Source organism: Opitutaceae bacterium TAV5 (assembly GCA_000242935.3).
In the GTDB taxonomy this organism is placed as follows: domain Bacteria; phylum Verrucomicrobiota; class Verrucomicrobiia; order Opitutales; family Opitutaceae; genus Geminisphaera.
The window spans coordinates 1082315-1104095 of record CP007053.1 but is presented as its reverse complement, the minus strand read 5'-3'; the positions used below and the strand labels follow the sequence as shown (position 1 = coordinate 1104095).

At 65.4% G+C, this 21781-nt stretch carries 14 protein-coding genes; 6 read left to right on the top strand and 8 right to left on the bottom strand.

Annotated features, from left to right (window positions below):
* Positions 1–77: 77 nt before the first annotated feature.
* The 3 genes from OPIT5_05200 (at position 78) to OPIT5_05190 (ending at position 4725) form a co-directional block, all read left to right on the top strand.
* Positions 78–1997, top strand: a complete 1920-nt coding sequence (locus tag OPIT5_05200) for a biopolymer transporter TonB (protein ID AHF89713.1) — start codon at positions 78–80, stop codon at positions 1995–1997.
* Positions 1998–2082: 85 nt separating this feature from the next.
* Positions 2083–2973 (top strand): hypothetical protein, encoded by an 891-nt coding sequence (locus tag OPIT5_05195; GenBank protein ID AHF89712.1) that lies wholly within the window; start codon positions 2083–2085, stop codon positions 2971–2973.
* Between the two features lie 147 nt (positions 2974–3120).
* Positions 3121–4725, top strand: coding sequence for a sugar ABC transporter substrate-binding protein (locus OPIT5_05190; protein ID AHF89711.1), 1605 nt, complete (start codon positions 3121–3123; stop codon positions 4723–4725).
* Positions 4726–4843: 118 nt separating this feature from the next.
* Here the strand turns inward: OPIT5_05190 and OPIT5_05185 are convergent, their stop codons facing one another.
* The 3 genes from OPIT5_05185 to OPIT5_05175 form a co-directional block, all read right to left on the bottom strand.
* Positions 4844–5599 (bottom strand): N-terminal cleavage protein, encoded by a 756-nt coding sequence (locus tag OPIT5_05185; GenBank protein AHF89710.1) that lies wholly within the window; start codon positions 5597–5599, stop codon positions 4844–4846.
* A gap of 84 nt (positions 5600–5683) precedes the next feature.
* Positions 5684–7459: an ABC transporter permease gene (locus OPIT5_05180; GenBank protein AHF89709.1), complete on the bottom strand. Its 1776-nt coding sequence runs from the start codon at positions 7457–7459 to the stop codon at positions 5684–5686.
* Between the two features lie 292 nt (positions 7460–7751).
* On the bottom strand, positions 7752–8243 hold the full coding sequence (locus OPIT5_05175) for a hypothetical protein (protein AHF94100.1): 492 nt from the start codon (positions 8241–8243) through the stop codon (positions 7752–7754).
* 18 nt (positions 8244–8261) lie between these two features.
* Here OPIT5_05175 and OPIT5_05170 point away from each other — a divergent pair, with 18 nt between their 5' ends.
* A complete protein-coding gene (locus tag OPIT5_05170) occupies positions 8262–8489 on the top strand; it encodes a hypothetical protein (protein ID AHF94099.1) in 228 nt (75 codons plus the stop codon).
* Between the two features lie 546 nt (positions 8490–9035).
* Here the strand turns inward: OPIT5_05170 and OPIT5_05165 are convergent.
* The gene (locus tag OPIT5_05165) at positions 9036–9806 is read right to left on the bottom strand and encodes an RNA methyltransferase (protein ID AHF89708.1); all 771 of its coding nucleotides are present in this window, start codon (positions 9804–9806) and stop codon (positions 9036–9038) included.
* Between the two features lie 72 nt (positions 9807–9878).
* Entirely contained in the window at positions 9879–10949 is a 1071-nt protein-coding gene (locus tag OPIT5_05160; GenBank protein AHF89707.1) for a salt-induced outer membrane protein, read from the bottom strand.
* A gap of 263 nt (positions 10950–11212) precedes the next feature.
* Between OPIT5_05160 and OPIT5_05155 the strand changes: the two genes are divergently transcribed.
* Both OPIT5_05155 and OPIT5_05150 read left to right on the top strand, forming a co-directional pair.
* A complete protein-coding gene (locus OPIT5_05155) occupies positions 11213–11569 on the top strand; it encodes a pilus biosynthesis protein (protein AHF89706.1) in 357 nt (118 codons plus the stop codon).
* Between the two features lie 128 nt (positions 11570–11697).
* The gene (locus OPIT5_05150) at positions 11698–12342 is read left to right on the top strand and encodes a 2-dehydro-3-deoxyphosphogluconate aldolase (GenBank protein ID AHF89705.1); all 645 of its coding nucleotides are present in this window, start codon (positions 11698–11700) and stop codon (positions 12340–12342) included.
* A gap of 159 nt (positions 12343–12501) precedes the next feature.
* Here the strand turns inward: OPIT5_05150 and OPIT5_05145 are convergent, their stop codons facing one another.
* The 3 genes from OPIT5_05145 to OPIT5_05135 all read right to left on the bottom strand — a co-directional run bounded on the left by OPIT5_05145 (position 12502) and on the right by OPIT5_05135 (position 21772).
* Positions 12502–13359 (bottom strand): peptidase, encoded by an 858-nt coding sequence (locus OPIT5_05145; protein AHF89704.1) that lies wholly within the window; start codon positions 13357–13359, stop codon positions 12502–12504.
* A 378-nt stretch (positions 13360–13737) separates the two neighbouring features.
* The gene (locus tag OPIT5_05140; GenBank protein ID AHF89703.1) at positions 13738–15168 is read right to left on the bottom strand and encodes a pyridine nucleotide-disulfide oxidoreductase; all 1431 of its coding nucleotides are present in this window, start codon (positions 15166–15168) and stop codon (positions 13738–13740) included.
* Between the two features lie 169 nt (positions 15169–15337).
* On the bottom strand, positions 15338–21772 hold the full coding sequence (locus OPIT5_05135; protein AHF89702.1) for an excinuclease ABC subunit A: 6435 nt from the start codon (positions 21770–21772) through the stop codon (positions 15338–15340).
* Positions 21773–21781 lie beyond the last annotated feature (9 nt).

Here is a 21781-nt window from a genome sequence, read left to right as displayed (position 1 = left end):
AGTGCTCCGGACAAAAAAGCCCGTGCAACCGGGAAGTACCGGAGCACGGGCCTATTCGCCGGTTTTTCGCGATCATCATGCTTTACGAGTTAATCAATTCCGCGGTGGCCAACGACCGCCCCCCGCCGAAGCTCGTCGCCATGTTGCCTCGGTCATGTTTTTTCCCGCGCCGCCTGGTCCCCGTTGGCGTCGCTTTTGCCTTCGTCCTGATTGCTCTGCTTCTCGTCCGGCCCGGCCATGCCGCCGCCGCAGAAAAAATCCGGACCGACGGCCAAACCCTTCTCGAACAAAAAGACTTCGACATCGCGGGAAAATCCGGCTCCGGCCCCGATCATGAAATCCGCCGCCTCGCTTCCGGCGGCCCCGACGGCATCGCGGCCCTGCGCGTGATCACACATGCGGGCGCGGACAAACCCTGGAAGGCGCAGCTCCGGGCAACCTCCCGCTTCCCCGTCGCGAAAGGCGACACCGGCCTCGTGCAGTTTTACGCCCGCGCCACCGACACCAGCCATGAAAGCGGCCAGGCTACCGTGCGCATCAACCTGCAAAACGCCGCCGGTCAATACCCGCGCATCCTTGTCGCCCAGTTCCCCGTCGATCGCGACTGGCGGCTCATCAGCGCGCCCTTCGCGTTCCGCCAGGATCACACCGCCGGCGACGTCATCCTCAACCTCGATTTCGGTTACGGAAAACAGGCGGTGGACGTGGCCGGCCTGCGTCTCTCGAACCAGGGGAACACACCGATGGCGTCGTTGCCGCGCACCCGCGCCAGCTATCCCGGACAAGCCCCCGATGCGCCCTGGCGACAGGCCGCACTCGCCCGCATCGAGAAAATCCGCAAAGGCGACCTCGCTCTCGTCGTGACCGACGCCGCCGGCCAGCCCGTGTCGGGCGCGAGCATCCGCATCGACCAGACCGCGCACGCCTTCCGGTTCGGTACCGCCGTCAGCGCCGACCTGCTTGTCGCCGACTCCGGCGAGGCCGGAAAATACCGCGAAATGCTCGGCCGGCTCTTCAACGCCGCCAGCCTCGAAAACGACCTGAAGTGGCCTGTCTGGGCCGGCGAATGGTCCGGCTACGACCGGCGCCGCACGCTGGAAGCTCTGGCGTGGCTGAAGGAAAACGGATTTGCCGTGCGCGGCCACGTCATGGTCTGGCCGGGCTGGAAAAACCTGCCCGAATCCGTCCGCAGACTGCGCGGCACGGCCGACGAGAAACGCATCTCCGGCCTCGTCCTCGAACACATCCGCGACATCGGCGCGGCGACAAAACCCTTCATCTCCGAATGGGATGTCCTGAACGAGCCTTACAGCAACCATGACCTGATGGATGCCTTTGGACGCTCCGTCATGGTGGACTGGTTTGACGAAGCCTCCCGCCTGCTCCCCGGAGTCCCGCTCTACCTCAATGACTGGGGCAACCACGACCAGTCGAACGAGCCCGACCATGTGCGCCATTTCGAGGAGACCGCCCGCTACCTGCTCGACCACGGGGCGAAGCTCGGCGGACTCGGCCTGCAATGCCACATCGGCGGCCTCCCGTCTTCTCCGGAAGCCTTGCTCGCCACCCTCGACCGCTATCGGGAAACGCTCGGCCTGCCTGTTCGGGTGACGGAATTCGACGTCAACACCGATGACGATGAACTGCGCGCCGACTACACTCGCGATTTTCTCATCGCCATGTTCAGCCACCCGTCGGTCGCCGGCGTGCAGTTCTGGGGTTTCTGGGCGGGCAGACACTGGTTGCCCAAGGCCGCGCTCTACGGGCGGGACTGGACGGAAACTCCGGCCGGCGCCGTTTATCGGGAATTGTATCAGCAAACCTGGCACACACGCGACGCCGGCCTGACGGATCGCGAGGGTCGATGGGCCACGCGGGGTTTTTACGGACGTTACAACGTCGAGGTGGAGCGCGATGGAAAGACGCAGGTTCTGGCGATCGCGCACGAGCCGGGAGAGACCGGCCCGTACCGGGTCGTGTTGCCGCCAGGTTTCTGAGCCCGGGCCGGATGCGTACAAATAAGTCTGCCGCCCCCAAACTCGCGCTTCACATCGCCGCGGGATCCGTTCACCCTTCGCTTCCGTGTCACGACCAGCCCCGATCACTACCACCCTTGCACGCCTTCTCCTCGCATGGCTTCTGCCCGTCGCCGGGCTCGCCCTTGCCCCCTCCGCCAGAGCCGCGTCCGCTCCGCCCGACACGCCGACCGCAGCCGCTGCGCGGTTCGATTTCAACACCGCGCTCTTCCTCCTCCGCAACGCCGGCGCGCACCTGCCCGCCGCCGCCCCGGCCGACCGCCTGCTCTACGCCGGCGCCCTCCTCAATGCCCAGCCGCGCAGCGACGCCCGGATCGCCGAAGCCCTTGCCATCGCCCGCTCTGTCGATGCGCCGGAAGCCCGGTTTCTCGAGGCCCGTATCCTCCACGAGCATACCGAACCCCGCCAGCCGCAGGCCGCCGCCGCCCTTTACGAGCAACTCACCGTTCTCCCGGGCTTTGCGGATAATCCGCTCGTGCGCCGCGCGCTCGCGCCTCTCGCGCTGATCCGCCTTTACGAGACGCCCGGCCCCTCCCGCGCCGAACGTCTCGCCTCCGCCGAGGCGCTCCTGCCGCTCGCTACCCATCCACCCGTCGCCCGCGACCTGCGCTACCTCATCGGCCGCACCCTCCTCGAATGGCGGCTCGATCTGCCCCGCGCCCGCGAGCATCTGCGCGCCGCCCGCCAGATCGGGTTTTCCCAGCAACCCCGGCAAATTTCCCTGCTCGTCACCCTCGGCCAGCTCGCCGAGGAAACCGGCGACACCGCCCTTGCGATCGACTGCTATCGCGACTTCCTCCGCCTCACCGCGCGTGACTCCCGTGCCGACACCATCCGCCAGCGCCTCGCCGCCCTGGAAAAGCCTGAAAACCTGAAGGCTGAAAAAAACCGGATGCACCACAGAGAAGGGGAGCGGGCGCAGAGATCGGAATTATAATTAATTAATTTACAATATGTTACTTGATAAATATCCAGCATCATTGGTCGGCCTCTGTGCCCGCTCCCCTTCTCTGTGGTGCAATTTTTTGTCCCCGCGGTTGATCCTCAACTGAAGACGTCCCGGATTTCAGCCTTCGGTCTTTTCATGAAACGCCTCATCCCCCTCATCGGACTCGCCCTGCTCGCCGCCGCTTTTTTCCTCGCGCTTTTCAAGGTCTTCACCCGGGCCTCGGAACGTCGCGACCCGGATACAAAAATCATCCGCATCGGCCACTGGCTCATTCACGACGGCATGCGCGAGGCCTTCGCCGAAGTCATCGCCGACTACGAGCGCATCCACCCCGACGTGCGCGTCGAGCAGAATGCCGTTCCCCTCAAGACCTGGTTTGCCTGGCAGCGCGCCCAGTGGACCGGCGGCACCACGCCCGACATCATGCAGCTCGGCAAGGGCACCGGTGACGCCGAACTCGGCCGCTACTATCTCCCGCTCTCGTCCCGGATCGACGCCCCCAATCCCTACAACGCCGGCACGCCGCTCGAAGGCATCCCCTGGCGCGAGACCTTTGTCGACGGGCTCGCCAGCGGCATGACCTACAACACCGCGCTCGGCGAGAATTTCGGCATCCCGGCGCAGATCAACACCGTCCGCTTCTTCTACAACCGCCACCTCCTCCGCGCCATCACCGGCCGCGACACCCTCGACGGCCTCACCCTCGACGGATTTCTCGAACTCGGTCACGCCGCCCGCGAGCATGCCGCCCGCACCGGCCGCCCGATCGTGCCGCTCTCCGTCTGCGGACCCTACGCCGAGGGCCTCTTCGACCAGATTTCCGGCGCGCTTACCCAGCACCACGTCCTCGACAACCCCGTCCGCACCCTTCGCAACGATCCCGCCCGCTTCGCCGCCGACTACCTCGCAGGTGACTGGAAACTGGATACGCCCGACATCCGCCGCGTGCTCGAACTGTGGTCGGAAATCGCTGCCCTCGCCCAGCCCGGCTACGCCCAGCTCCAGCGCGAGGACGCCCATTTCACCTTCGTCACGGGCAGCGCGCTCTTTCTCTATGCCGGCAGCTGGGACTACTCGGGCATCACGCAACAGGCCCGGTTCCCTGTCGGCATCATGCGCATCCCGCTGCCGCGTCCGGGCGAGGGCCGCTACGGCGAATTCACGCTCGGCGTTCCCTCCGAAGTCGAGGCCGGCCTCGAAGCCGTCATGGGGGTTTCGCGCGATTCTCCCCATCCGGAACTCGCCATCGATTTCCTGCGTTGGCTCACCAGCTATCCGATGGCGGTGAAATTCTCCGCGCTCAGCCGGCGCATCTCCGCCGTGGTCGATGTGCCTGCGCCGGCCGAACTCGACGCGGTCCGACCCGCCGCCGGCGGACTGTTCGGCGGCCCGAGCATCAGCCTGCGGCATATCGGCGGCAGCAACGCCGCCCTCGTTTTCAACCAGAATATCCATCTCCTCGACGCCAGCCCTCTGGCCGGCGGCGATGCCCGGCGCGGCATCGAACCCTTCATCGAAGCCGTCCGCGCCCGCTGGACGCCCGCCATCCGTCGCGATCTCGCGCTGCTGCAACGCGCGCGCCTGCGCAACATCCGCACCGCCGACACCCGCGCGTTCTTCGCCGCCAGCGAGCCGGCCGTCACCGACACGGCCGCCGCCCCCGGAGTCGATGCGATTTTCGAGGCCGTCCTCGATCAGGAACTCGACCTGGCCCGCCTGCGCGGCAGCCTCGCGCCGTAACGGAGCCCGCCAGTGGCGCGGGCGTCTCGCCCGCTTCCGGTGTAGGGCGCCCTTCACGTGCGCCCGTTTGCAGGAGGGTGCATCAACCGCCCTTCACGGGCTACACCGGCAATCGCCGTCAGAGCGAAGGCACGAACTTTGCCGCCGGCACGCGCTCCACGTGGCCGTCGTAAAACAGGACATTGCGCGCGCTGCCGTGCGCCGGTGCCGGCAGGATGCCGGAGCCCCAACTGGCGGTATTGCCGGTGCCGTCCAGAAATTCCTTGTCCACATCCACCATCATCCATGTACGGGAAAGCGGATACGCCGTCATTTCGGCGAGGGTGCGCTGCTGCCATCTTGGCTGACCCTGGGTGAAGTTGATGTCGCCGAACGGACAAAAATCCCATGCCCCGTGACTGGCGCCCCACGGGCGGATGTTGACGACAAACGTCTTTTTTTCCGCGCGATCAGGTCCGCCGGCGGCGACCCATCCCGGGCACATGAACATTTCGTTCGTACGCCGGGTGGCGCTGATCTCCGTGGTCGGCAGATAGTCGGCCAGCAGCTTCGCAAGCAACCCGGGCGTAGTCCCGGGGGCCGGGTTGTAGTAAGGTTCCTGTCCGCCCCAAAGCGGTCCCGGAAACCGTTCCCGGTGCTCCGAGGCATAGAGCTGGATCGCCCCGTGAATCTGGCGCAGGTTGGACACGCACTGGACGGCGCGCGCCGTGGAGCGCACCTTGCCGACAGTCGGAATGATGATCGCCGCGAGGATGCCGATGATGGCGATGACGGTGAGCAGCTCGATCAGGGTGAACGCCCGGAAGGGCCGCCCGGGCGCCGGCGGATGATCGGGGATTTTTCCAAGTGTGGCGAATCGGGATACGGGGTGCATGAGGCAACAGGGTCCACGCAAAAATCCCGTTGGCAAACCCGCCGGATTTCTACCTGTAGAAATAAAGAATCCCGTCGCCGCTCCTCACACCGGATCGCGGAACTGCAAGGCGTGCAGGCGCGAGTAGAGACCGCCGGCATCGACGAGGTCCTCGTGCCGCCCCGCCTCGACGAGCCGGCCGCCTTCCATGACGAGGATCATGTCGGCCTTCTGGATCGTGGACAGGCGGTGCGCGATCACGAAGCTGGTGCGGTTCTCCATCAATCGCTCCATCGCCTGCTGTATCAGGCGCTCCGATACCGTGTCGAGCGCGCTCGTGGCCTCGTCGAAAATCAGGATGCGCGGGTCCTTCAGGATCGCGCGGGCGATGGCGATCCGCTGGCGCTGTCCGCCGGAGAGCTTGGCGCCGCGTTCGCCGATCACCGTCGAGTAGCCGTCGGGCATCGTCAGGATGAACTCGTGCGCGTTGGCGGCGGTGGCGGCGGCGAGAATCTCCTCCCGGGTGGCGTCGGGGCGGCCGTACTTGATGTTGTCCTCGACCGTGCCGGAAAAGAGGACGTTTTCCTGGAGCACGATGCCGATCTGGCGGCGGAGCGACTCGACCGTGACGCGGCGCACGTCGTAGCCGTCCACCAGCACCTCGCCGGACGCCACGTCGTAAAAGCGCGCGAGCAGATTGATGAGTGTGCTCTTGCCCGAACCGCTCGGGCCGACGATGGCGACCATGCGGCCTGCCGGCACCTTGAAACTTACGTCCGTCAGCGTGCGCGGGCGGCGCACGCCGAGCACGGGGTTGCCGGGGCGATTGGCCGGCGAGGCGGCCACGCCCGGACTGGAAGGCGGCGTCGCCGGTTCGTAGTCGAAGCAGACGCTGCGAAACTCGACCTCGCCGCGCGCCGGCGGCAGTTCGGCCGCGCCGGGTTCGTCCTTCACCTCGGGTTTGGTGTCGAGGAGCGCAAAGATGTTTTCCATCGACGTGCTGGCACGCTGGAGCACCGCCGCGAGATCGACAAAACGGACGATGGGCGGAAACACGAAGGCGATGTAGCCGTTGAAGGCGACCAGCGTGCCGACCTGCATCTGGCCCTTGATAACCATCCAGCCGCCGTAACCGAGCACGATGAGCGCGCCGAACGAGCCGAGCAGATCGGCCACGATGGCGAGCCGGGTATTGCGCATGACGATGCGCGAGAAGTTGAAATAATCCTGGTTGATGCCGCCGGCGAAGCGCGTGGTTTCGGCGGCTTCGCGGGTGAAGGACTTGACGACGCGGGCGGCGGCGACGCGCTCCTGGAGGAAACCGATGACGCGGTCCCAGTTGTCGCGGTGGGTGCGGCTTTCCTCGCGCATGCGGCGGCGGTTGTGCAGGTAGTTGAAGACAAAAAACGGCAGGACGAGCGTCACGCACAGCGCCAGCCGCCACTCCACCCAGTAGAGAAACCCGAGCACGCTGAAGACGGTGACGGTGTCGGCGATGAGGTTGATGAGAAAGCCGTTGGTGAGCTGGTAAAATTCGTTGGTGTCCTGCGAGATGCGGGAGGTGATTTTCGCCGTCTGGTGCGCGTCGAAATAGCGCAGCGAGAGCGACTGCATGTGGGCGAAGAGCGCGATCCGGATATCGCACACGATGCGCATGGCGGTGAACTGCAGGAGGCGCGTGCGCAGGAAGGTGACGAAGCCGCGGGCAATAAAGATCGCCGTAAAGATGCCGAGCAGCAGCCCGAGCTTGTGCAGGTCGTGAGCCGGAAGGGCGTCGTCGATGACGAGTTTCACGATCCACGGGCCCGGCAGGGTGAGCGCCGTGGCGAGGAGGATGAGCAGGATGCCCAGGGAGAGTTTCGGCAGGTGCGGACGAACCATGCCGATGAACCGTCGAAACGGTGAAGAGTGCATGCGGATGCGAGGATGCGAAGTGGCCGGCGAGCTTTGCGAGGATGGGGGATCGTGCGAGCGAAAAGGACAGAAAACAGAATCGCAGTCATCGTTAAGAGCAACACTATACTTATGTAATATATTTATTGTAATTAATATACATGATTATTTCGGGAAAGATCGGCCACAAAAAACAGGCAGAATGGCCTCCGGTAGTGCCAAAAGGGCTCCGCCGCCTTGCAGGCGGACGATGCGTTTGCGCCCGTCGGCAATAGTGTATTCAGGTCATACGTACAGAGGCGCCCGACAGACAGGGCAAGCGGCTGTCCGGTAGAGGAAATGGATGCGCCGAGGCAATGGTCGGGGTCGGAACCAGGCCAATCTGTACCGCATAGCGGGAGAGCTGTGTCGCCCGGTGCAATCCGGTCTTGTTCATGATCCTGGCGCGATGGTTGGCCACCGTGAACGGACTGAGGCCGAGGGTTGCGGCGATTTCCTTGGTGCTCAGGCCGGTGGCCATGAGGCGGAGAACGCCTAGTTCCCGCTGGCTGAGCGGGGCCGCCGGTGTCTGGTCGGGCGCTCCCTTGTTGTGCATGATAGCGAGGATCACCTCATTGACCCTGGAACTGAAATAAACCTGTCCTTTGTCGAGTACTCTCACCGCTTGCTGAAACTCGGCCAGAGGCGCGGCCTTGCTGACATAGCCGTGCGCGCCCGCTTCCAGCGCCAGCCGGATGGTGTCAGGCGAACAATCTCCGGAAAAGACAAGCATGCGCGTGCCCGGGCTGACATGGCGAATCTGACGAAGCAGGCCGATGCCCGAACCAGCCGCAACGATGACTTCCACTATGACAAGATGAGGCTGATGCCTGCGTACCTCTTCCAGAGCGGAAGAATGATCGCAGGGCTGAGCCACCACCACGGACTGATTTTCAGGAGAGATGAGAAATTTTACAACGAGCTCTCTGATGGAGATGTGATCATCAACCACGACGATTTTTTTCGAGGAAGAAGGTGATAGCATCGGTAGTTCTTGTTGCCATTTGTCTGTTGTAAGGTGGATGGTTGAAGGTTCTTATCGACACATATAGCCGGCACTGAATACGCGAGCTTCACGCCGTCGGGATCCGGCGGGAGGTACGATCGCATTTTCAGGGCACAAATGCACCGGGGGAAGCATTGACCCGCTGATCCCCCGTTCCCGGTCCCCGAAACGCTGCAACCCGAATAGATCCCGGGTAGTGCAAAAAGGGGCCTGATACCAGCGTCCCGAATGTTTTTGATTTTACACAAAGGCCGCAAAGGACGCGAGGAAGGTAATTGGCAATCCTTTGCGCTCTTTGCGGCCTTGTGTAAAAATCCGAAGGCTTTGGGACTTTGGTATGATGAGTCATCGGATACGAGCTTGATCCAGCCATCGGACATGGCGGATTCGAGCCATGATCCCGCAAGATCCTGCCTCGCCCCGATCTCGCTGTGCCATCCAGGGCAAAGCCACCCGCGCCGGAACACGTATCCGGGAAAAAAAGACAGGCCGCCGATGACGCCGCGTCCGCGCCCTGCCTCAGCGTCGCAGCGCCGCGCAGACGATGCCGGCGGCCACGGCGGCATTGAGCGATTCGGCGTGGCCGTATTTCGGGATGGTCACGAAACGCGTGACCGCCGCCCGCACCGCCGGCGATAATCCCCGGCCTTCGCTGCCGATCACCACCACGACATCACGCCAGCCGCCGCCGGCCGGCGGGGCCAGCATGTGGACATCGTCGCCACCGAGGTCGCAACCGAGCACCGGCACCCCCGCCGCGATGGCGGAGGCGAGCGCGCCGGACCCGCCGGCCAGCGGAGCGACGTGAGCCGCCATCCGCGCGAAGGAGCCCATACTGGCGTTGATTGTTTTTTGGGAAAACAGGTCGGCGCAGTCGGGCGAGAGCACCACGCGGTCGAACGCGAACCAGTCGGCGATCCGCAACAGCGTGCCGACATTGCCCGGATCCTGGATGCCGTCGAGCGCGAGCGTGAACCCGCTTGCAAGCGCCGCGGGCGGCAGCGGCTGCCGGCGGATTGCGCCGATCGCCAGCACGCCGGACGGCGTCGGATAATGGCTGATCCGCGCCATCTCGTCCTCGCTGACGAGGCGGGCGTCGTGGGTCGGCCGCCCGGCGGCCGTCAGCGTCGCGCGTCCCGCCTCCGTCAGGTAGAGGCCGGATAACGGATATCCCGCCGCCAGCAGTTCACCGACGACCTTGGGCCCCTCGACCACAAACACGCCTTCGGCCTCGCGGTGCTTTTTTTCCTGCAACCGGCGCAAATGCTGGACCTGGGTTCTGGTGAGCATGGAGGAGCAACTTTGGGCGGAATCCGGCGCTGCGAAAAGCCAAAGCTGCGCGCGGGAGCCGTGAACAGGTCTTCAGAAGGCGTAGCCGAGCGAACTGATGATCCGCTGCGTCTTGCGCGCGTCGGGATCGGCGATCGCGTTGTCGTATTCGTATTCGAAACGGATGTTGAACGAGAGTTTTTCCGTCAGCTTGCTCTGCAGCGCTGCATTGAATCTCACCTTGAGGCTTTCGTCCGCGTTGGTGGCCGCGCTGGTGGAGTGCTGGTCCGGCCAGTACTGCACGTTGAAATCCTGCAGGAACGTCAGGTGTCCGTTGATCTTGAGGGTATAATCTTCGAAAAATTCGGTCAGCGCGGCGATGCCGCCCTCGACTTCGGGCGCGCTGCGGTACTGGCCGGTGATGCCGCCGCCGACATTGAGCACATGGCGGTCGCGCTGGATCAGCTTGTAGCCGACGCCGACGTTTTGTTCGAAGTTGTGGTCGATGTCGGCGATCGCGTCCTGGTAATAGCTCGTGGCGGTCTGGGTGAAAAACCGTTCGCTGATCTGGTGCCGCCAGCGGAGGCTCGCCTCGATCCGGTCGGAGTTTTTTATATCGTCCTGCTCGCCGTAGAGCAGGCGGGCCGTGGCGCGGTACGTATCGGGACCGACTTCCTTCTGCGCTTCGAAACGCGCCTGGTAACTGAGCGAATCCACGCTTCCGCTTTTCTGCTGGTAACCGAGTTCGACCTTGCCCTTCCAGCGAGCCTTCGCGGGTGCGGCGGCGGGCGGCGGGCCCTTTTTGGCGCTGTCACCGGCGGCGGCGACCGCGGCAGATTTCGACGGGGGCGCGGGCTTCGCCGGCGCAGTCGCGGCGACGGATCCCGGAGCGGACGCGGGCGCCGAAGGGGAGCGGATCGCATCGGACGGTGTGCTCCCGGTCGAAGGTTCGGGGACCTCGACCACGGCAGCCTTGGCCTCCGCCACTTCCAGAGTGCCGAAAATATCGGATTTGAAGAAAATCTTGCCGTCGCGCCGGTCGATGATCCGGCCGGTCAATTTGTCTCCGTTGGCCAGGTGCAGCTCGACCACCGGTTCGAGGCCGGGCGTCGCAGTCGTGGCATTGTTGTTGTCCGACCCCGCAGCCAGGAGACGGGCGGACATGGCAATCCCCGCCAGACAAAATCCGGCGATGTTTCGAAAAAACCTGATCCGCGATCCCATTATTTTGAAAGTTGCTCCCGATGGGGGACTGCTGGCGAGCGTGAATATGTCCATCGGATTGCCGCAAACGCTGCAAGAATCATGCAAAACCACTCTGCAGTTTGCATCCCGCGAGAATTTTCTTTCTGGTGACCGCCGTATCGTGCATGCCGGAGTGGCGCATCTGACTCGGGATGCGTTTCGCCAGTTCCAGAGATCAAAACATGAAATTTCGTTCTGCCAAAGGTGTCACTCTCGTCGAGGCCCTCATTGTCATCCTTATCATCGTTGTTCTCGGCCTGATGGCGATTCCCGCCTTCAACCGCATCAATGCCACCCAGCAGGAAAAGAAGGTGGTCAACAACCTCCGCCTGCTCAACGACGCCGCCCAGCGTTACTTCGTGCGCACCGGCGAGAGCACGGTGACGTTCAACGAACTCGTCGGACCCGGCAAGGAGATCGGTGAAATCACGCCGGTCGCCGGAGAGAGCTACCCGCGGGTCATCAACCGCGACGAGCCGGAGATCCGCGCCACCGGCTCGACTATTCCGGGCAAGGAAACGATCGCCTACACGAACTGAGCGCGAGGCGGAGGGCGCGATGTGACGCGGGCGTGCGTTAGCACAAAACCGCCTGTCTTGTCGCGTGTTGTCGTTATCGGGTTGCCGCCCCGGGCCTGCAGCTGGCAGTGTCGGTGTCTGTTTTACCCATGAAGAAAGACGCCATCCTCACCAAGATCCGTAACGAAAAAGTCATCGCGCTCATCCGTGCCGACAATCCCGACGGCCTCCTCGACTGCGCCAAGGCCCTCGCCGAGGGCGGACTCACGAGCATCGAGCTCACCATGACGACGCCCGGTGCCATCCGCATGCTGGAAAAGGCCACCGCCGCGCTTCCCGATTTTCTGTTCGGTCTGGGCACCGTGCTCGATGCCGAGACGGCCCGCGCCGGCATTCTCGCCGGAGCACGCTTCATCGTCACGCCTGCGCTCCGGCCCGAGGTCATCACGCTTTGCCGCCGTTACAGCGTGCCGGTGTTCAGCGGCGCCCTCACGCCGACGGAAGTCGTCAATGCCTGGGAGGCCGGCGCCGACGTCGCCAAGATTTTCCCCGCCGAGTTTTTTGGCCCCGCTTACATCAAGTCGCTCAAGGCTCCGCTCCCGCAGGTCGAGATGGTGCCGACGGGCGGCGTCAACGAGAACAACCTCGGCGACTTCATCAAGGCCGGCGCCTTCGCCACCGCCGCCGGCAGTTCGCTGGTCCAGGCCCAGGCGCTCAAGGACAAGAACTGGGCCGCCATCACCGCCAAGGCCAAAGCCTTCGTCGCTGCCGCCGCGGCTATCGGCGCGAAGTAAGCGGGCCAGCCTGGCGGGCGAGGCCGGCTGATATGCCGGTATTCGACCGTAGGGGCGCATTCACGTGCGCCCGTTGATGAGCATCGGAGCTCCATTCCGCGAACGGGCGCACGTGAATGCGCCCCTACGGGACCAGGGCGGCCGGATTCGCGGTATTATTCAGGGCGTCAAGCCCGGTGTGGCTCCGTCGGTGGCGGCCGCGAGCAACTGGCGCAGCAGGGCGTGTCCGGATTCTTCCTGCGCCCAGGGCATGTGGCCGAAATCGCCGGTGTGCCGGATGGTGTCGGGGCGGGCGTCGAGAAGAGGGCGGTTTTCGGAGAACGGGACGACACGATCCTGCGTGCCGTGCGTGACGAGAACAGGCACTCCGGACGGGAGTTTTTTCAGGGCGGCCACGGTATCGAGCCGCTCGTGCGGGAAATAGATCCAGACGCCGTAGGCATGCGCCATGCGCGGGATGCTGGCAAAGGTGCTTTCCAGGGCGAGCCCGGCGACGGGGCGACGGGTGGCGAGTTGCGCGGCAAAGGCGCCGCCGAGCGAGTAACCGTGGGCGAGGATCGCCCGCGCATCGACTTCGGGGCGGGCGGCGAGGCGGTCGAACCAGGCGACGGCATCGGTGATGCCGTTGTCGGCTGTCGGCTTGCCGCCGGAGCGTCCATAGCCGCGGTAACTGACGAGGAGGGTGGACACGCCGAGCCCGTTCCATACCCGGGCCGCGCCGGTGCTGTCGTCGATGAGCTGGGCGTTGCCATGAAAATAGAGGACGGCCGGAGCGGGTTTCTCACGGGTGGCGCCGGGCGCGGGGGACCACCACGCCTCGACGCGGCCTTCGCCGTCCGGCAGATCGAGCCACCAGGTTTCGAAGCCTGCCGGCGCGGTGTGGCCGGCGGCGCGGGCGCGGTTGTGCTGGGCGAAGAGCAGCCGGTCCCGCACCAGGGCGAGCATCAGGCAGTAGCCGGTATAGATGAGAATGACGGGAAGAAGTGCGGACACGAGAAGGCGGCGGAAGCGTGGCATCGGCGGAGAAAGGCAAACGGTGTGGCCGCGCGTGCGCAAGCGCGCGACCGCAATGTGGCGCGGGCGTCCCGCCCGTGTTCCGTAGCTGCCGACGTAATACCAGGGTCCCGAATGTTTTTGATTTTACACCAAGGCCGCAAAGGACGCGAAGAAGGTAACTGGCAATCCTTTGCGCTCTTTGCGAGCTTTGTGTGAAAATCTGAAGGCTTTGGGGCTTTGGTATAAGTCGGCAGGCGGCCGAATGCCCGGTCATGCCGGCGGCCTGCAAACTTACGTTCGCAGCTACGGGCTTTCAACCCGTGCCACGTCGGAATCACGGCCAGGATGGCCGTGCCACCCTGGGCGGCAAGGCCGCCGACCGTGTTCCGCGAAGCGGCGCTACCGGCGGAGGGCGTCCACGATCTCCTCCAGCGGATACGTGACGATTTCCGCGAGCGTGGGGTGATACCACGGGGCGCGGAGGAGGTCGGCAGCCGTGGCGCCCAGGGTGAGCGGACCGGTGAAGAGGTGGATCAGCTCGCCGGCATCGCGGCCCACGATCTCGGCGCCGAGGAGGCGGCCGCGTTTCGGCTCGGCAAGGAGTTTGACGTAGCCGTAGTGCGCATCCATGACGATGGACTTGCCGTGATCGTCGAACGGATACGACGCGGCGATGTACGGGGTCTTGCGCTCGCGCAGTTCGCTCTCCCGCGCGCCGATGGTGGCGAGGGCGGGATCGGTGAACACGACGCCGAGAAGCGGCTGGCTGGCGACGGGTTTCAGCCGGCGAGCCGGTCCGGGACCGGGATTGGGATTGGCGGCAAACGCGTGGCGGGCGGCAAGCTCGCCCTGGGCGACGGCAAGGTGGACGATTTCATGCGGGCCGCAGACATCGCCGCCGGCGTAGATGTGCGGCTGGCTGGTCTGCTGCCAGCGGTTGGTGCGGATGCGGCCGCCATCGTCGAGCGCGACACCGGCGGCGGCGAGGCCGAGGCCCTGCGTGGCGGGTTCGCGGCCGAGGGCGTTGAGAAGGTGGCGGGCGCGGCGGACGTGTTTTTTGCCGCGGTGCCCGAAGGTGACGGTTACGCCGGTGGCGGTGGCGCGGACGGCGAGGAGCCGCGTGCCGGTGTGAAGCTCGATGCCTTCGTCGCGGAAGGCGGTTGCGATGACGCCGGCAGCTTCGGCCGAGTGATCGCGGAGGAGATGCGGGCTGCGCTGGATGATCGTGGTGCGCGTGCCGATACGGTTGAGGAACTGCGCGAGTTCGACGGCGACGATGCCGCCGCCCAGGACGATGACGCTTTCGGGAATGTGCGCGAGGTCGAGGACGTCGTCGCTCGTCCAGTGCGGGGTGTCGGCCAGGCCGGGGACGGAGGCCGGCACGCTGACGCGCGAGCCGGTGCCGATGAGGAATTTTTCGGCGCGCAGGCGTTGCCCGTTATCGAGTTCGAGCGTGTGCGGGTCGATGAAGCGGGCGTAGTGGCGGAGAACGGTGAAACCGCCGGAGAACATCGCCTTTTCGCGGTAGGCGGTGAAGTCGCCGATGACTTTTTTCTTCCAGCGGTGGAGCGCCTTCATGTCGATCGTGGCGCCGGGGGCGCGGATGCCGAGGCGCGCGCTGTGACGGGCGCGGTGGAGGATTTCGGCGACGTGGAGCAGGGTTTTGGAGGGCATGCAGCCGCGCAGGATGCAGAGGCCGCCGAGTTCGCGGGCGCCATCCACGATGGCGACGCGTTTGCCGAGGTCGCGAGCGACGCGGGCGGCGTTGAACCCGGCGGAGCCGGCGCCGATGGCAATGAAATCAAAGGAGCGGAGGCGGGTGGCAGGCATGGAAAATCAAGGGAAGTTCTGGAAATTCATTTTTGAACAGAAAGAAACAAAGGTAACGAAGGTAAAACAAAGAGGGCTCTGAATAAGAAGTTATCGGTTTTAATAAAGTTAAGAAAGGATGAGCGGTAAGCGTCCCTGGTTGTTCTTCGTTCTCTTCGTTGCCTTCTGTTCAATTTTGGGAGCCCGCCTTGATTATTAATTTCTTCCGCAGGTAGGGCGCGGTCGGGCTGTTTTTGTTGGCGGGATCGAGGAGGCCGGCGAGCGGGCCCTGGTAGAGGAGGTGGCCGCCGTCGGGACCGCCGACCGGGCCGAGTTCGATAATCCAGTCGGCCTCGGCAAGGAGGTCGAGGTGGTGCTCGATCACGACAACGGTGTGGCCCTGGTCCACGAGCGCGTGGAGGACGTTGATGAGTTTCTCGCAGTCGCTGAGGTGCAGGCCGATGGTGGGCTCCTCGAGCAGGTAGAGGTTGCGCGGGAGCGTGCCGCGGCTGCGCTCGGTGTAGGTGGCGAGGCCGCGCGAGAGCTCGGTGACGAGTTTCAGCCGCTGCGCCTCGCCGCCGCTGAGCGTGGGCGAGGACTGGCCGAGCGTGAGGTAGCCGAGTCCGCAATCGACCATGAGCCGGCACACGGACGAGAGCTGGCTGTGGAAATCGAAAAACGGGACGGCTTCCTCGAAGGTGAGCCGGAGGACTTCGCCGATGGATTTGCCTTTCCAGGTGATGTCGGAGAGTTCCGGCGCGTAGCGGAGGCCGTGGCAGTCATCACAGGGCAGCCAGGTATCGGGCATGAAGGCCATTTCGAGCTTGATGCGGCCGACGCCCTGGCAGGCTTCGCAGCGTCCGCCGGCCGTGTTGAAGGAGAAGCGGCCGGCGTTGTAGCCGCGCAGCTTGGCCTCGGGAAGCGAGGCGAAGAACTGGCGGATGAGATCGAAGATGCCCAGGTAGGTGGCGGGCGTGGAGCGCGGGGTCTTGCCGATGGGCGACTGGTCCACCTCGATGACGGAACGGAAGCCGTTGGCCGAACGGAGTTCGTCGAAGGGAAACGTTGCGTGCGAGGCCGGGGTGGCTCCGGAGGACGAGGGCGGGAGGTCGCGGGTGATGCCGCCGGCGCGGACGAACTGGCGGCCGGTGAGTTTGCGGGCATCGGTCTTGATGGCCTGGGCGACGGCCGGGTGGAGGAGGTCGCGAAAGAGCGTGGATTTTCCCGCGCCGGAAGGGCCGGCCACCATGATGAGGCGGCCGAGCGGGAGGCGCAGGTCGATGTCGCGCAGATTACGGAGGCGGGCGCCGGTGAGCGTGAGGAAACCGGAGGGCGCAGACGGTGGCACGGGCATCTTGCCCGCGGGTTCGGGAGAAGCAGATGCGGCCGGGTGATTTTTGGCGCGTTGCAGGCGGGATTGTCGTGCGGAATCACGGGCTGGAAGCCCGTGCCACGATGCGGGCGGGATGCCCGCGCCACATTCCCGGTACGCGCCGCGCAGGGGATGCCGGATACCGCGGGCGAGGAAGAGGCCGGTGAGGGAGCGGTCGCATTGCCGGATCTCTGCGGGCGTGCCTTCGGCCAGAAGTTCGCCGCCGTGAATGCCGGCGGCCGGGCCGAGGTCGATGATGCGGTCGGCGTGATCCATGAGCTCGTCGTCATGCTCGACGACGAGGAGCGTGTTGCCCTTGTCGCGCAGGGTTTCGAGCGTCTCGATGAGCCGGTCGTTGTCGCGGGCGTGCAGGCCGATGGAGGGCTCGTCGAGCACGTAGAGGACGCCGGCGAGATTGGTGCCGAGTTGCGCGGCGAGGCGGATGCGCTGGGCCTCGCCGCCGCTGAGCGTGGCGGTGGGGCGCTCGAGCGTGAGGTAGCCGAGGCCGACGTGATCGAGGAACCGGAGGCGTTCCTCGATCTGCGGGACGATGTCCTGCGTGATCAGCCGGCCGCGTTCGTCGAGGTCGAGCCGGCGCAGATGGGCGAGGAGTTGCGCCGGGGTGGACCGGAGGAGTTCGGGCAAGGAGAGAGTGTCGGGAAAAGCCGAAAGCTGAAAACCGACCGCTGGAACGGGGGCCGTGGCGGCGGCGTTTTTTTTCAGTTTTTCAGGTTTCGGTTTTTCAGCTTTTGGCCGCACGAAGCGAAGCTTCACCGCGCGCGCGATGCGGTTGAGGCGATCGCCGTGACAGGCGGGGCAGGGGGTGCCCTCCTCGGCGAGATCATCGGCGGTCTCGATGCCGAGCGCGCGGAGCTGGGCGGCGGGATCGTTGCTGTTGCGGTCCTCGTCGTCGTCGGCTTCGAGCATCCACGGATAGATGCGCCCGTGGCCGCGGCAGACGGGACACCAGCCGCGCGGGGAATTGTGCGAGAAGTGCTTCGGATCGAGCTCGGGGAAGGATTCTCCGGTTTCGATATCGGTGCGCGTGGTGGAAAACCAGGAGAGGATCCTGCTGCCTTTGGCCGTGTCGGGGAGGGCGAGGAAACAGGAGCCTTTGCCGAGCGCGAGGGCGGCGTCGAGAGCGGCGCTGGCTCCCGGTCCGGAGTTTGTTTTTCCGGATTTCAGGTCGGCGACAACGGCTTCGATGTCGTGCTCCTTGTAGCGGTCGAGTTTTTTAAACGTATCGGCGCGCAGGATACGTCCGTCGGCGCGCATGAGTTCGTAGCCCTGCCTGGCGATCCAGGTGGCGATGGGCTGGTGGTGGCCCTTGCGGCCGCGGATGAGCGGGGCGCAGAGGTAGAGGTGTCCGGCCCGGCGGGCGGCGGGCGAGGCGAGGACGTCGGCGAGGAGTTTCCTGAGTTGGGCGGGCGTGAGCGGCTGGACGGGGCGGCCGGTGTCGGGATGGTGCTGGATGCCGAGGCGGGCGTAGAGGAGGCGCAGGTACTGGGCGACTTCGGTGATGGTGGCGACGGTGGACTTGCGCGAGCCGCGCGTGACGCGTTGCTCGATGGCGACGGTGGGCGGGATGCCGGTGAGGCGGTCGATGGCGGGACGCGGGAGCTGTTCGACAAACTGGCGGGCGTAGGGCGACATCGACTCCATGAAGCGGCGCTGCCCCTCGGCAAAGACGATGTCGAAGGCGAGCGTGGACTTGCCGGAGCCGGACACGCCGGTCACGACGGTGAGCTGGCGGTGCGGGATGGAGAGGGAGAGGTTCTTGAGATTGTTCTCGCGCGCGCCGACGAGGACGAGGGCGCCGACGGTGCCCGCGCGGTTCGGGGTTTCCGGTTTCGCGTTCAGGGTTTTGGCGGGCGTGGCGCCGGCGGTTCGCTTTGCTGTTCCGGACTGCGAAGCAGCCAACTCCGAACCCTGAACCCTGAACCCTGAACCGGCCGTATCTGCGAGCGCCGCTCGCAGATACGGCGCCGTGGCGGTGTCGGTTTGCGCGATGCGTTCGGGCGGGCCTTCGGCGACGATGCGGCCGCCGTCGGCTCCGGCCTCGGGTCCGATCTCGATGAGCCAGTCGGCGGACTTGAGGACGTCGATGTTGTGTTCGATGACGACGACGCTGTGGCCGGCGTCCACGAGGCGCTGGAGCACGGTGACGAGACGCTTGACGTCGTGACGGTGCAGGCCGGTCGTCGGCTCGTCCAGCAGGAGCAGGGCGCCCGCCGGGCGGGCCGGCGACGGTCTGGCGTTCAGGGTTTCGGGTTTGGCATTTTGGCGCGTGCCGGGTTTTGGTGCATTGCCTGCCGAAACTCCGGACTCTGAACCCTGAACGCTGGATTGCGCCGCGTCAGCGGCGCCGCCGAGGTGGCGCACCAGTTTGAGGCGCTGGGATTCGCCGCCGCTGAGCGTGTTGAGCGGCTGGCCGAGGGTGAGGTAACCGAGGCCGACGTCGGCAAGGGGTTGCAGGCGGGTGCGGATTTTTTCGCAGGTTTTGACGTCGGCGCCACCGGCCTGGTCGTCGCCGGAAAAAAGAACGAGGGCGTCGTCGATGCTCGTGGTGAGGAGGTCGGAGATGGAGAGGCCGCGATGTTTGACGGCGAGGATTTCGGGTTTGAAGCGGCGGCCTTCGCAAACCGGGCAGGGGACGAAGACGTCGGAGAGAAATTGCATCTCGACCCGTTCGAAGCCGAGTCCGTTGCAGTGGTCGCAGCGTCCGTCGCCGGCGTTGAAGGAAAAGCTGGAGGCGGTGTAGCCGGCGGCCTCGGCGGCGGGTTCGCGGGCGTAGAGATCGCGGACGAGTTCCCACGCCTCGGTGTAGAGGGCGGGGTTGGAGCGCGGGGTGCGGGAGAGCGGCGACTGGTCCACGAGGACGATCTCGCCGATGGCGTCATCGCCGGTGATGGAGGCGATGGCGGCGGGGTCTTCGGTGAGCTGGTGCCGGCGGGCGAGGAGGCCCTGATAAATGACGTTGTCGAGGAGGGTGGACTTTCCCGAGCCGCTGACGCCGGAAAGGGCGACGAGGCGGTGGAGCGGGAGGCGGAGCGTGAGGTCGCGGAGGTTGTGTCTGGTGGCGCCGGTAAGGGTGAGGAGGCCGTGCGGGCGGGACGCCCGCGCCACTTTGGAAGCGGGCGAGACGCCCGCGCCACAGGGGCGGCGGACGGCGGGAGTGTCGATGCGGAGGCGACCGGAGAGGTATTGGCCGGTGAGGGCGTCGGAGGTGAGGAGATTCGCCAGCGGGCCTTCGAAGACGACATGGCCGCCGCGCGCGCCGGGTTCGGGCCCGATCTCGATGACGTGGTCGGCGGCGCGGATCATGGACTCGTCGTGCTCGACCACGACGACCGTGTTGCCGGCGTCCGTGAGCGTGCGGATGATGGCGATGAGGCGGTCGATATCGCGCGGATGCAGGCCGACGCTGGGTTCGTCGAGGACGAAGAGCGTATCCACGAGCGAAGTACCGAGGCAGGACGTGAGGTTGACGCGCTCGACCTCGCCGCCGCTGAGCGTCTTGGAGGTGCGGTCGAGCGTGAGGTAGCCGAGGCCCACCTGCTCGAGGTAGCGGAGGCGGGTGAGGATGGACTCGAACGCGAGCGAGGCGGGAGCGGCGCCCTCACCGGCATCCGGGCGAAGGCCGGACGATCCGGGGCCGGATACCGGTTTTTCCGGGTTTCCGTTTTCGACGGCGAGCAGCGCGAGCAGCTCGCGCACCGGGAGCTGGTAGATCTCGGGCAGGGTGCGGCCCTGCCATTTCCAGCAGAGGGCTTCGGGCTGGAGGCGGGTGCCCTGGCAGGCGGGACAGAGATTGTAGCTGCGGAAACGGGAGAGGAAGACGCGGACGTGGGTCTTGTAGGTGTTTTTCTCGAGCCAGTTGAAAAACCCTTTCAGGCCGTACCAGGCTTTGGGCCATTCGCGGCCGGGCTGGCCGTAGTCGGGTTCGCCGTCGATGATGAAGGCCTGCTGTGCGGGGCTGAGTTCGGCGAAGGGAATGTCGGCGGGGATCTTCAGTTTTCGGGCGAAGCGGAGGAGGTCTTTTTTCGATTCGCCGTAGACTTCGCCTTCCCAGCATTTGATGGCGCCGTCGTCGATGGTTTTGGTGCGATCGGGAATGGCGAGGCGGTAGTCGATCTCGATGATGCGTCCGAAGCCGCGGCAGGCGGGGCAGGCGCCGAGCGGGGAGTTGAAGGAAAACAGCGCGGGCGTGGCGGCGCGGAAGGTGCGGCCGGTTTTGGGGGAATGCAGCCCGCGCGAGTAGTGGCCGACCTCGTGCCAGGCTCTGTTTTTTTCGGCGAAGAGGTGGACCTGGTTCTGGCCGAAGTGAAGGGCGGTTTCGGTGGCTTCGAGGAAGCGGGAACGGTTTTCCGGCGTGATGGCGATACGGTCCTGGGCGACGTGGAGGTGCGCGAGGGTTTCCGGCAGGGGGGCGGAGGAATCGAGGAGATCGTCGATGCGGGCGGACTGGAGGGGGAACGCCGGAAGATCCGCGGACCGAGGGACCGGGGGGGAGGGGGGGGGGAGCGGCTTTGCTGTTTTCCCCGGTTTTTTGTTTCCGGTCTCCGGACCTCCGGCTTCCGGCTTCCGGTCCTCCAGCAGCACGCGGGTGTAGCCCTGGGTTTTGAGGTTTTGCAGGATTTCGGCCCAGGCGAGGTTGGCCGGGCGGTTGATGCGGAAAGCGATAACGAGCGTGTCGCCGGCGTGGGCGTCCCAGGTTTTTTCCCGGATGGAGTGCGGGGTGTCGTCCTCGACCGGTTCGCCGGTTTCGGGATCGAAGCAGCGGGCGGTGTGGCTGAACCAGACTTTGAAGAAATCGGTCAGCTCCGTCATCGTGCCGACGGTGGAACGCGAGGTTTTGACCGTGTTCGTCTGCTCGATGGCGATGGAAGGGCGGATGTTTTCGATGCTGTCGACCTGGGGTTTGTCGAGGAGGTCGAGAAACTGGCGGGTGTAGGCGCTGAAGGTCTCGACATAGCGGCGCTGCCCCTCGGCGTGGAGGGTATCGAAGACGAGCGAGCTTTTGCCCGCGCCGCTCACGCCGGTGACGACGGTGTAGCGGCCGAGCGGGATATCGAGGTCGAAGTTCTTGAGGTTGTTTTGCCGGACGCCGCGCAGGCGGATGGCTTCGGGAACGGCGGCGGGCGGGGTCGGCGCAGAGGAGGGGGCACGGGCGACGGCGGAGCGGGCGTTGGCGGAACGGGAAGAGCTGGTTTTGACGGAAGCGGAAGTGGCCACGGTGAGAGGAAACGACAACGGTGCCCA